Genomic DNA, 12,273 nt, shown 5'->3' with positions numbered 1-12,273 from the left:
GGCTTCACTTCATCTTTATACGCTGGAGAATGGATAATACTTTTGGCAAAGATTCACGTCATTGTTGAATGTACTCAATTAATTAATATCCAAGGCTGCTCAATATCAACCTTTCTGACTGGGAAATATCCATGCACCATGGTATCTTGAAAATCTCACATTTCTCTGGTGTCTATCTTTATGAACTTTAGCTTAGAACAATTATTGGCTTTTATTGCTGTTTACAATGAGCTTTCATTCAGTAAAGCAGCAGTTAAACTCAATAAGCACAGAACAACGGTCGGTCAGGTAATTACAAATTTGGAAGACCAGTTAGCGGTGACGCTTTTTGAACGTGTTGGACGTTCTGTTAAGCCAACAGAAGAAGGCCAGTTGTTATACCACTATGCAAAGCAGACTGTTGAGCAAGCTCGGATCCTCGATAAGGTAGCACTTAGCCTTTCGTATGGCGGCCTAGAAAACATCACTATCGCGTACCCAAGTTTTATTCCACATAAAGTGTTGTCCGATCTCCGTGCCGAGCTAGCACAAGATTTTCCCTTGATGAGAGTGAACTTTATTGTTCGTAATAAGAATGAAATTAAGGATGGTATTGTTAGTGGAAGCATTCATTTCGGTATTGTCAATATTCACGAAAGCCAAGCAATTCATAGTTTAGATGCAACATTCCTAGGACATGTAGAGTTTGTCCCTTTTGTTAAAAAAGGAGGGAGGTTATCTAAAGTTAGCTCTCAAGAGGCTTATTCAGTATTAGCTAGGGAGCGTCAGTTTATATTACGGACTTTTGTTGAAGAAAACTTAAAAGAAAAAATTGTATTCAGCTCAGAGCACGAAGAAATAGACCAACTAGCACTCGCCATTAAGTTGGTTGGCGAAGATCTTGGCTGGGCTCTACTACCTAAAATTCTTTCTGAATCAGAGTATGCTACCGACCGTATAGAAGAACTCAAAATAGATCAAATATTAGAAGGACTCAAGTTTGGTGTTGCGTTGTGGTCCCCTCACTCTAAACAGGTCATGGACGTTAGGAAGTCAATTCTCACTGTACTTAATCGCTATGTGAATAAAATTAAAAATCAGTATAAGTGACTCATCAAATTGCGAGCCTGAATAAAGGCTAAAGGCTCGTACAATTCCATTTTTACCAAAATTGCAAAGAGTTAACCTACACACTCAAACATCAAACATCAAACACATGAGTTATACACTACCTTGACCGTGTTAGGTTCTCTGTTGATTCAAAAAATTTCTATTGAGTGATATTAAAAATTGCACTGGTCTAACTTAATGATGTCTTCAAACTAAATGATTTTCATCACCTTAGTAGAAGTTAAATGACCATGCATATCAAACGCCATTCATATGAAAATATCTTTTAATCAATCACTTAAGGAATTAAACCTACACTTAAAATCATTATCTAACTCTCCATTACACCCTTGGTGAGGATTTGATCATACATATGCGATTGTTCGTTAGTCCCATATTTAAATATTATGCCTTCAGACAACAAAAACACTCTCCCATTAACGGGGAATAGTATTTCTTTTTGGAGACATAATATGAAAAAATTCGCAGCAGCTTCAGCTATCATTCTTGCAACAATGGCCGCATCACCTGTATTCGCCGCTGACACCGACTGGTTCGCAGGTGTGGGTGTGGGTTACCAAAATGATCATCTATCTCATGACCAAAATGGTGAAGACGTAACGACTCAACTTCGTGGTGGTGCAATTATCAATAACCATCATCGTGTGATGGGGACTTATGGCTACATGGATAAATCTGAACAACACTCTTTTCTAGCTTCTTATGACTACATGGTTCCAGTATACAAAGACATCAGTGTTTTTGTGGGTGCGTCAGCCGGCGTAGCGAAGAACGATATTAACGACCATAGCTCAACAGATTTTGTTTATGGTGGACAAGTAGGTGCTACTTATAAAATCAATGAAAACTGGTCAACAGATTTAACTTATCGCTACCTAGAGCAAGACTACGACGAAAAAAATACAAAAGTGGATAACTCTCAACAAGTATTCCTAACAGTTGATTACCATTTTTAATTTACTGAATTACTCTGATATTAAGCCACCATTTAGGTGGCTTTTTTATTGCCTGCTATAAACCTTAAGTGAGCAGCTTGCCTAGCACAAAAGGATTTTATAATAAGGTGTTTATAAAATAGATATAAATCCCACATTCTATCGTTGTATTTAATAAATCTCGCCTTTCAAAACATATCGGTTAAAGCGACACCAATACCTATTCTTTGCTGACTATGATTATAATAAATTAAGATCTCACTATAACCATTTTAGTATTTGCATAGCCTTGCAGAAGTGACAAAAATGGCACTGTAATTCTAGTATACACATAGCCATAAGGATCAATTCCCTAACTCCCTCGCGACATAACAATGAAATAAGGGCTAAAATTGCCCGTAGAGTTTTCTGTGATGAGATTATCGGACTGTGTAACGTTAATGGTAAGGAAAGAATTTATACGCTTGATAGTCTAGATACGCACGAAGTTCAGCGAAAGGAGCCAGTTACGCAATCGTTCTATATTTAGAGAGTGTGAAGTTACTGCGGATATTAATGTCAGAGCATTACTAGGTATGAAAGGAAGAAATACGTCGGCGAACCGCTATTTTTGAGCTTTTGATTATGTGCATTCCAGTTGGTGATTTTTACTTCTGATGTACCCATCTGCTTTAGCCTATACTCTGCTCTCAAAGTAGCAGAGTATAGGCTATTAGGAGCTTCCATCAATTGAGTCAACACCACCCTATGTATTACTTATATTCTATAACTCTCGCTAAATAGTTAAATTGACCTGAGTTACCGTGATAATTTCTATAAACGTCAACACTAAAGTAGTTAGGCAACGTCACATCTAAGTGTTCGAGAATCCCCTCTTCTAATGAGTCAAGAGTATCTCCAGTATGCGAATAAACGAATTGTTTATTTACCACTTCTAAGTTCAGTACCTTTGAGTCCTTACGTGATACGTAGTTGTTTCTATCAACCCAAATCCCAAAAAATTCAACTATTTCATACCTTGAATCTTTATCTATCATAATAAAGGTTGCACCTTCTTCATATATATGTTGCAGTTGTCGCATATCACTATCTATTTTCTGTTGGTCAAGAGATACACCATTTTGCGCCATTACACCGGCAGAAGCAGTTAACAAGACTAGTGATAAAAATTTCTTATTCATTTATTTACCTACTTAAATTGATTTCGGGACTACTAAATCGATAGTAATAAATATTCTCACAGATGTTTCTATTCTACGAAACTCTCTGAACTAATCGAACTGCCAATATAATGGTTGCTCGAGAAATAGCATTACATATCAGATAGTATCTTAACTATAATATTTTCATTTCTATATGAAATTCTCAAAGCACTACATATCCAAAACTTAACTCACAATTTAATTAAAAATTTAAGAGTTTTATTTATTAGTGCAAAAGATGCAAGTGTTGCTCATAACCTAAATATATGGAAGTACTCTACTATCAAATATATTTAGGTATAAAAATGTTAAGCGATTTTGATCACGTTAAACTCATGCGTTGGCTCAACAAACTCGTATTGAGCACTGATTGTCTGAAGTTCCCATGTGTCGCAATCTTTAGTGACCTCTAAGACACCATAAACTGCGTTGTTTGTATGTTGAAATGCGGCTACTGGGGACATTCCTTTCATCAAGCACGCGGTGAAAACGGCTGAGATAAGATCTCCAACTCCGACAGGTTGCTTCGTGAACTCGATATTCGGCCTTTGCGTTAAATAACAAGCCTTCGGCGTCGCAAGTATCATTTGGAATTCATCAGAGGCCGGTGTATGAAGGTGCTTAACTAAAACGGCTTTTGGCCCCATTTCCAACGCTTTTTTGCATGCGGTCACCGCATCATACAGTGTATTTATTTCCACGCCGGTTATCGCTGTGAGTTCGTACTGGTTTGGAACAATCACATCAGCGACAGGCACCAAAGAGCGGATGATTTCCTCTTGAACACCAGCTTCAACAATACAGCCTTTATCTGGGTCCCCCATGACAGGGTCACAAACATAAATAGCATTGTGGTTACGCTCTTTGATCAACGTCACTGCATCCACGACGGCTTTGCACTGATTAGCACTGCTTTGATAACCAGAAAGAACCGCATTACACTCTTCTAACTTTCCAATGTTATCTATACCTTTAATAAGCGTGCGAATATCATCTGAGCTTAACTTTTGTCCAGTCCATCCCTGTTCGTATTGAGTGTGATTAGAAAATTGCACTGTATTAATGGGCCATACCTCTAACCCCATACGTTGGATTGGAAATACAGCAGAACTGTTACCTGCATGCCCATAAACAACATGACTTTGAATTGAAATAATACCGCTCATAATTACTTTTTGACCTACGTAAATCTAGTTAGGCCTATATTAATTATAATTTCAGAGTAACTGTTAATCGCATATGTAGGATCAAACTCTCTTTAAAGACCGTGTTCGAATTTGGGCAACTTACGTTAGTTCATGTCCGAATTGAGCTAAGTGTTATAACCAACTAAAAATGAAAGAAAAACGCCCCAAAAGCTGGCTTTCAGCGATTGGGGCGTTGTAAAAGGATTATAATGGGCTATTTCAAACACAGCACACAGTATGTGCCATTTTCTATTTCAGCCCCTTCTACTTCATGCTCAAAACCAGGGAATCGACTGTCCCACTCGCCCAGTTTAACTAGGTAGTCAATCTGAGGACTGTTTTGCACAACAAATTTCTCACCTGACATCATCATTGGAATGCCCGGTGGGTATGGCATTACCGCATTCGCAGCAATACGGCCATGTAGTTGATCCGCTGGTACAAGCTCTACCTCATCTTTTACAAGACGCTGGAACGTCTCGCGAGGCGTGAATACTGGCTCAGGGAGTGATGAGTACGCACGGTTTAGTGAAGTACCTGGATCTTCATTCTTGATAAAATCAAACATTTGGTCACCCAAGTCTTTCAAGCCGAGACCTGCGTATCGCTCTGGGTTTGCTTTCACCAATTTTGGAATGGCTTGCTCTAACGGCGTGTTCTCATCGTACATGCGTTTGAAATCCAGCATAGTGTTCACCAATGTCGCCCATTTACCACGCGTGACACCAATACTGAACAGGAACATCACCTGGAAGTCTGTGGTACGTGTTGGAACAATGCCAAACTGACCTGCATAAGCAGTAAACAGTTCCGCAGGAACCCCTGACTCTTGCAAGTTTCCATCTTCATCCATCCCTGGAGTCAGTAGGCTGACTTTAACCGGATCAAGCATCACCCAGTTATCTTCTAACTCTGTAAAGCCGTGCCACTTGTCTTCAGGGTTTAAACGCCAGCAACCCTGCTCTGTTGACAAGAGTTCGAGCGGCGCTTCTTCAAAGTTGAAGGTTTCACCGGTCGCAGGATCAGTCACTACCTCGGCGTTCCATGGTTTAAAGAACCAGTCGCCTTCAGCAGTATGCTTCTTATGCACACGACCAATCGCTTGACGGAAACCAATCGCTTCTTCAATCGCTTCATTGGTCAGTAACTTACCACCATTGCCGTCCATCATTGCTGAGGCAATGTCATTTGACGCAACAATCGAGTACAGAGGAGACGTCGTCGCATGCATCATGTATGACTGGTTGAAACGATCGTGTGGGATAGAATCACGACCTTCACGCATGTGGATGTATGATGCTTGCGATAGCGCCGCTAACAACTTGTGCGTTGAGTGGGTCGCAAATACGGTTGGCGCATTTTCATCACTTTTTGCATCGTCACGCATCGCAAAGTGCTTATCGTAAATCGGGTTGAAACGCGCATAGCCGTACCATGCCTCATCCATGTGTACACGTGGCGAGCTTTGACCAAGTAGGTGCTCTGCTTTTTCTGCGTTATAGCACAGGCCGTCGTAAGTACAGCTCGTTAATACAGAATAAACCGCGTCTTTGTTATCTAAGTCTTTGGTTAATGGGCTTGTATTGACTTTATGTTGAATACTGTCTGCCGACATATCGCTGGCCGGTACTGGGCCGATAATGCCGTACTGGTTACGGGTCGGAACTAGGTATACTGGGCGAGCACCTGTTAGCATAAGTCCTTGTTCAACCGATTTATGACAGTTTCGGTCACAGATCGCAACTTCATCTTCAACCATACACGCTTGCATAATGGTACGGTTTGATTCAGATGTACCACCTACCACGTTGTAAGACCGATCAGCGCCAAAGACTTTCGCTGCGTATTTTTCGCTCTCCGCGATAGGACCAGAGTGATCAAGCAGTGAACCCAACTCACCACGCTCGATCCCCATATCGGTACGGAACAGGTTTTCACCATAAAAATCAAAGAACGCACGACCAACCGGTAGCTTAGTGAAGGCGATACCACCTTGGTGACCGGGTGCAGACCAAGAGTGCTCTTTACGCTGTGAGTACTTCGCCAATGCAGCTGCAAATGGAGGAAGTAGCTGATCACGGTAACGTGTTACCGCTGCAATCATGCGGCCAGCGATGAAATCAGCAGTGTCTTGTAACATCCAAACGAACTCTGTGGTTTTCTTCATCACATCTTCGTTGATCGTTTTCACTTTATCGCTGTGCGTTGCCATCAGGAACACGGGAATATTGACATGACGATTAGACAGTTCATCTAGAATGAGCTTCGCCGCAGCGTGGTCATCAGCGCCATTTTGCAGTTCCCAGTTCAAAAAGACACCGTGAATAGAAGCATCTGAAGAAGCCGTAGCGATACCATCATCAAAAGACGTGGCATGTGTAACGATCACATCGCGCATGTTTAGCTCTTCAATCAGTGCAGAAACGTTACGAAACATACTTGTGTTGAAAGCACTATCATCAATAACTAGCACTTTACTTTTGACTGGTTTATAACCTGTAGAAATCATGTTTTTTCCTCTATGCGCTCCTAGATTACGGAGCGAATTAAAAATTTATATCGTTTAAGTACGGTGAGGCCGAAAGCCCCACCATCGAACTCTTATTTCAAACAGTACAGGCTGTAATAAGCCTCACCCTGCTCGTTAGTTTCAATTTCAACGCCGTGAGTATCATGCTCAAAGCCCGGGAATAAGGCGTCGAAGTCTTGCAGAGCGAGCAAATAATCGATGACTGCGGTATTACCCGCTTCAACTTTTTCACCAGGCATCATCAACGGTATACCTGGCGGGTAAGGAACAACCTGCACGGCCACGACACGACCAACCATTTCTTCTACAGGCACGCGCTCTACATTCCCTTTAACCAACTGTCCGTAAGTTTCACGAGGGCTTTTAACGACATCTGGAAGTTGCGTAAATGCACTGTCCATATGCGTTAACATACCAGTGCCCGATATAGCGTTATGCATTTGCTGAGCAAGGTCTTTAATCCCCATATCCGCATAGCGCTGTGGATGTTCTTCTACCAAGTTTGGCAATACGATACTGAGTGGTGTGTTGGCATCGTAGTGACGCTTGAACTCCACTAAACCAGAGATCAACGAGCCCCACTTTCCTTTGGTTGCACCAATAGAAAATAAAACTAAGAATGAATAAGGCTCGGTTTTCTCAACCACAATACCTCTGCTAGACAGGAACGATGACACTAACGTCGCCGGGATACCGGTCTCCTCTAGTTCACCGCCAATATTCATGCCAGGAGTCAGTACGGTGGCTTTAATCGGATCAAGCATGCAGTAATCATCGCCTAGGTCGTCAAAGCCATGCCATTGTTCGTTCGGCTTTAGATACCAACAGCTTGCATCTGTTTTTAACTTCTTATCATCCACTTGAACGAACGGGACACCTTCAACCGCATCGGGTTGCCACATGTCAAACCACCAGTCGCTCTCATCACGCTCAAGGATTTGATCTTTGATACTGACGATGGCTTTACGAAACGCGATGGCTTCGCTGATGCACTCATCTGTAAGATATTCACCGGAATCGTCCATCATTTTGGCCGACACATCGGTCGACGCGATAATGCTGTATTGTGGCGAGGTCGACGTGTGCATCATAAACGCTTCATTAAACAGCGCAGGATCTACAGGAACCTTGCCTGAACGTAAGTGGATCATTGAAGCCTGTGAGAGAGCCGCGAGTAACTTGTGTGTTGAATGCGTCACGGAGATCGTAGCGTCATCGGGATGACGTTCACCTCGGTGCATACCATAACGGCCTTCATAAAGCTCATTAAAACGAGCATACGCATACCACGCCTCATCGTAGTGGATACGAGGTACTGACTCACTTAATAGACGCGTTGTGGTTTCAACGTTGTAGCACAAACCGTCATAGGTCGAGTTGGTTAATGCAGCAAGTACTGGCAGTGTCTCTTTGTCTGTGACAATTGGGCTTTCATCCATTTTCTGTTTGATAGCATCTTGTGTCATTTGATTGGAAGGTACCGGGCCAATCACACCACGAGCATTACGCTTAGGCACCATATAAATTGGCATTGCCCCGGACATATTTAATGCATAGTTCAATGACTTATGGCAGTTTCGGTCAACCAAAACCGTATCGCCATCTGTGACGGCGGAATGTAGGATAATTTCATTACTTGATGAACTCCCACCCACAGAAAAGTATGTGTGGTCTGCGCCAAATACTCGAGCCGCATTTTTCTCCGCTTCTCCAACAGGACCGTTATGATCATTAAGGGAACCAAGCTCGCCGACCGATATAGAGAGGTCTGAACGCAGCATTTGCTCACCATAGAAATCAACAAAGGCTTTACCGACAGGCGTTTTCATGAAAGCCGTGCCACCTGTGTGCCCAGGGGTATGCCAAGAGTATTCATGCGAATCGTCAAAATTCACCATGGCACCAAAAAAAGGCGGTAGGATAGTGTCGAGATAACGCTTAGCGGCCGCCTTAATTCGGCCTGCTATAAACTTAGGGCTATCTTCAGGGACGTAGATAACACCATCCATAGCTTCAACAAATCTAAGTGGGATCGAAGATGAATGGTGTTTAGACATTCCAAGCAAAATGGGAATCCCCGAGCAACGCAAACGGATATTTTCAATGACTTGTAATGCTAGTTCTTGATCTGACTGACATAGGTGCCAACTAATAATCACCGCGCTGTATGCAGGACTTGAAGAAGCATAAGTTGCAAAATCATCTAATGTTTTGCACACTTCTATATTAATATTATCTTGTTTTAGATAATTAGTAATTGATTCGACACTTTTTGCATTTGCATTGTTGTCACTTAAATCAGCGACTAACAATACAGGAAACTGATTTGCCAAACGCTCTGGTAGGTTGTGGGAATTCTTATTCACAGATCCTCCTTAATAAGGATTAATTTAAGATTGTTGTTTCACATCAGGACGCCATTATGTTCGCTAACGCAAGGATATTTAAATCGCTTATGACGGATCAGATCATTCAAATAATCAATAAATAAAAACACTCATTAGATAATTGAACTTTTGTTTATCCTCTCATTAATTCCTAAGCATCCAAATTAGTACCCCCTCACTCCGAACAAAATTAAATCATTGATATTAAGACAATAAAACTCAACCCATGACCAAGCATCCCTTCCAAAACCGACTAAGCTTCAGGTTTTGACGGACGCAATCATCCAAATGCGATTATGACAGCCGTCTAATTACTACTAATATCCCTACTCGATTTAAATCAACTTCGTAGTTTTCATACTGTTTAATTTTTAATATCAGTAATCAATAAAACTAGTCGCAATTTTAATTTGTATTGATTTAATCATTTTTAATCTATAACCATTTTCCATTTTTTGTGAGTTAAAAATATAAATACGTGTAAATAAAAATACGCGAATTTCTATTTACACACAGAAAATAAATCTTTCAAAATTAAAACTTAACTCTAGGAGTTTAAAATGGCCGATTCTAATAACAAAAAGATGACGCTTACCGGGCTAACGACGTTAGTTGCGGTAAATATGATGGGCTCTGGCATTATCATGCTTCCATCATCTATGGCACAAATAGGAGCAATTTCACTCCTTTCGTGGATTGTTACCGCAATTGGCTCCATGGCAATCGCTTACTCATTTGCGCAACTCGGCGTATTTTGTAACCGCTCAGGTGGCATGTCTGCCTATTCTGAGGAAGCGCATGGGAAATCCAGCTTTTTCATGGCGTCATTTCTTTATTACCTTTCTCTAGCAATTGGTAACGTTGCGATTGCTATCTCAGCGGTGGGATACTTGACACCATTTTTCCCCTGGCTGGGTACCGGAGCAACGCCACTGTTTGTCGGCGTAGTAGGTTTAATTTGGCTGACCATTGTTGCTAACTTTGGCGGGGCACGTTTAACCGGTAAAATTGGTGCAATTACAGTTTGGGGCGTAATCATCCCTGTTGCTGGTTTGGGTATTATCGGTTGGTTCTGGTTCTCGGCAGATACTTTTGCTCAAGCGTGGAACCCACAAAACCTGAAAATGTCAGATGCAATCGCGCAAAGTATTCCACTAACACTATGGGCATTCCTCGGTATGGAGTCTGCTGCGCAAAACTCCGACGCAGTCGAAAACCCTAAGAAAAATGTACCACTTGCGTGTCTGTTAGGTACGCTGGGCGCTGCAGTTATCTATGTTCTATCTACTGCCGTCATTCAAGGTATTGTTCCTAATGCTGAGTTAGCTAACTCTAGTGCGCCTTTTGCTTACGTTTACGCTCAAATGTTTAACCCATTCGTGGGTAATATCATCATGGCTCTAGCGGTAATTGCTTGTGTAGGCTCTCTGCTAGGCTGGCAGTTCACGCTGGCAGAAACAGCGAAATTTACGGCTGATTTCCGTATGTTCCCTAAAGTGTTTGCAAAACTAAACAAAGCTGGCGCGCCTGTAATTGGTATGGTGATTGCTGGTGTGATTCAAACACTGTTCGCAGTAACCACTATGTCTCCTGACGCCGCGGCGCAGTTTGGTAAATTGGTTGACCTTGCAGCCGTAACAAACATTGTTCCTTACATCACCGCAATCTCTGCACTGGTTATTGTCATGAAGAAAGCAAACGTAACGGGTAAAGCATTTACGCTGAACATCATTTGCATGCTGGTTGCGATTCTTTACAGCGCTTACGCACTTTACGCTTCAGGAATGGAAGCGGTATTTGGCGGCATGGTCGTGATGATGCTTTCTTATCTTCTTTACGGCTTCATTGCTTACCGTTTTGATAAAAAAGACACAACTCAAGCATCAGCCGAATCAAATAACTAATCAGTGGCAACACACCACTCATATTGATTAAAGAATTAGGAACATAGATATGTTAAATAAAAAATCATTGGTACAGAGTGCATTAGCACTATCCGTACTACTTCCTGTGACAATGAACGTTGCCTTTGCCAACGAAAACAGCCTAACGTTTGGCTACCTTGCTGATGAAGCACCGTTCTCATCTTTAAGCCAGGTAACCGGCCAACCAGAGGGCTACGCGATTGATCTTTGTAAAGCGGTTGCCAATTCGATGGACGTAGAGAGCAATAATATTCAGTTTGTCCCTGTTACTCTAGACTCTGGATTACAAAAGCTTTCTAACAGCGAAATCGACATCTTATGTAGCGCGATCACACCAACGGCAGAGCGTCGTCAGCAGGCGAGCTTCTCGCTTCCCATCTTCCAAGGTGGCGTTAGCGCAGTGTTGAATCAAGATGCACAGCAAGACTTAAAACGTGTACTCGAAGGTAAACCTGCACACGAAGGTCCTAAATGGCGTGCCACTGTCAACCGTGGCCTTGCGAATCACACTTACGTCGTCCACAAGCAAACTGTGACAGAAGCCTGGGTTAAAGAGCAAGTTAAACGCCTTGGTGTTATTGCTAAGGTTGTCGCTGTTGATACTCACGAGCAAGGACTCGACATGGTTAACTCCGGTAAAGCAGACGCTTACTTCGCTGAAGTAGACTCTTTAAGCAGTGAAATGGCGAAAGGCGGTTTTGACAACCTAGAACTTTCAGGCCGTGTCTATGAGACAGCACTTCAATCACTAGCGGTTCCACGTAACAACGATGATTTTAGACTAAGCGTGGATAAGGCATTAAGTGCTGCATACCAAACTAACGAGTTCTCTGAACTGTTCCAACGTTACTTTGGTCAACAGCAAAGTCAGGACGTAATTCAATCTTACTCATTGAAGTAACTGACTCTGAACAATAAGCCCACTGTTGGAGATAACTTCCGGTGGGCTTGTTTACTCCCCTCCAATATTTGTTGAATTGACACACCAATGAAGGTT

At 42.1% G+C, this 12,273-nt stretch carries 8 protein-coding genes; 4 read left to right on the top strand and 4 right to left on the bottom strand.

Annotation, left to right across the window (positions count from 1 at the left end; translation table 11 throughout):
* Nucleotides 1-180: 180 nt before the first annotated feature.
* Together L3V31_RS17825 and L3V31_RS17820 are read left to right on the top strand one after the other, a co-directional pair.
* Nucleotides 181-1,089, top strand: coding sequence for a LysR family transcriptional regulator (locus L3V31_RS17825; RefSeq protein ID WP_014234783.1), 909 nt, complete (start codon nt 181-183; stop codon nt 1,087-1,089).
* Between the two features lie 473 nt (nt 1,090-1,562).
* The gene (locus L3V31_RS17820) at nt 1,563-2,066 is read left to right on the top strand and encodes a porin family protein (RefSeq protein ID WP_237317959.1); all 504 of its coding nucleotides are present in this window, start codon (nt 1,563-1,565) and stop codon (nt 2,064-2,066) included.
* A 731-nt stretch (nt 2,067-2,797) separates the two neighbouring features.
* On the opposite strand, the gene L3V31_RS17815 is transcribed toward L3V31_RS17820, so the two are convergent.
* From L3V31_RS17815 to L3V31_RS17800, 4 genes are all read right to left on the bottom strand, one after another.
* Nucleotides 2,798-3,226, bottom strand: a complete 429-nt coding sequence (locus tag L3V31_RS17815; RefSeq protein WP_237317957.1) for a hypothetical protein — start codon at nt 3,224-3,226, stop codon at nt 2,798-2,800.
* 329 nt (nt 3,227-3,555) lie between these two features.
* Complete coding sequence (gene pdxY, locus L3V31_RS17810; RefSeq protein ID WP_014234788.1) at nt 3,556-4,413, bottom strand: pyridoxal kinase PdxY; 858 nt, start codon at nt 4,411-4,413, stop codon at nt 3,556-3,558.
* A 235-nt stretch (nt 4,414-4,648) separates the two neighbouring features.
* A complete protein-coding gene (adiA, locus tag L3V31_RS17805; protein ID WP_237317955.1) occupies nt 4,649-6,943 on the bottom strand; it encodes an arginine decarboxylase in 2,295 nt (764 codons plus the stop codon).
* A gap of 92 nt (nt 6,944-7,035) precedes the next feature.
* Complete coding sequence (locus L3V31_RS17800) at nt 7,036-9,330, bottom strand: Orn/Lys/Arg decarboxylase N-terminal domain-containing protein (RefSeq protein WP_237317953.1); 2,295 nt, start codon at nt 9,328-9,330, stop codon at nt 7,036-7,038.
* Between the two features lie 581 nt (nt 9,331-9,911).
* Between L3V31_RS17800 and potE the strand changes: the two genes are divergently transcribed.
* Together potE and L3V31_RS17790 are read left to right on the top strand one after the other, a co-directional pair.
* Nucleotides 9,912-11,255 (top strand): putrescine-ornithine antiporter, encoded by a 1,344-nt coding sequence (potE, locus tag L3V31_RS17795; RefSeq protein ID WP_014234791.1) that lies wholly within the window; start codon nt 9,912-9,914, stop codon nt 11,253-11,255.
* 49 nt (nt 11,256-11,304) lie between these two features.
* On the top strand, nt 11,305-12,177 hold the full coding sequence (locus tag L3V31_RS17790; protein ID WP_237317951.1) for a transporter substrate-binding domain-containing protein: 873 nt from the start codon (nt 11,305-11,307) through the stop codon (nt 12,175-12,177).
* Nucleotides 12,178-12,273: the final 96 nt, after the last annotated feature.

This window comes from Vibrio sp. J1-1, from assembly GCF_021728395.1.
In the GTDB taxonomy this organism is placed as follows: Bacteria; Pseudomonadota; Gammaproteobacteria; order Enterobacterales; family Vibrionaceae; genus Vibrio.
This window is presented reverse-complemented; position numbering and strand designations above follow the sequence as displayed.

Excerpts from the sequence above, each read along its gene's own strand:
- L3V31_RS17790 (WP_237317951.1), top strand. The coding sequence starts at position 11,305 with ATGTTAAATAAAAAATCATTGGTACAGAGTGCATTAGCACTATCCGTA.
- L3V31_RS17820 (WP_237317959.1), top strand. The coding sequence starts at position 1,563 with ATGAAAAAATTCGCAGCAGCTTCAGCTATCATTCTTGCAACAATGGCC.
- L3V31_RS17815 (WP_237317957.1), bottom strand. The coding sequence starts at position 3,226 with ATGAATAAGAAATTTTTATCACTAGTCTTGTTAACTGCTTCTGCCGGT.
- adiA (WP_237317955.1), bottom strand. The coding sequence starts at position 6,943 with ATGATTTCTACAGGTTATAAACCAGTCAAAAGTAAAGTGCTAGTTATT.
- potE (WP_014234791.1), top strand. The coding sequence starts at position 9,912 with ATGGCCGATTCTAATAACAAAAAGATGACGCTTACCGGGCTAACGACG.
- pdxY (WP_014234788.1), bottom strand. The coding sequence starts at position 4,413 with ATGAGCGGTATTATTTCAATTCAAAGTCATGTTGTTTATGGGCATGCA.
- L3V31_RS17825 (WP_014234783.1), top strand. The coding sequence starts at position 181 with ATGAACTTTAGCTTAGAACAATTATTGGCTTTTATTGCTGTTTACAAT.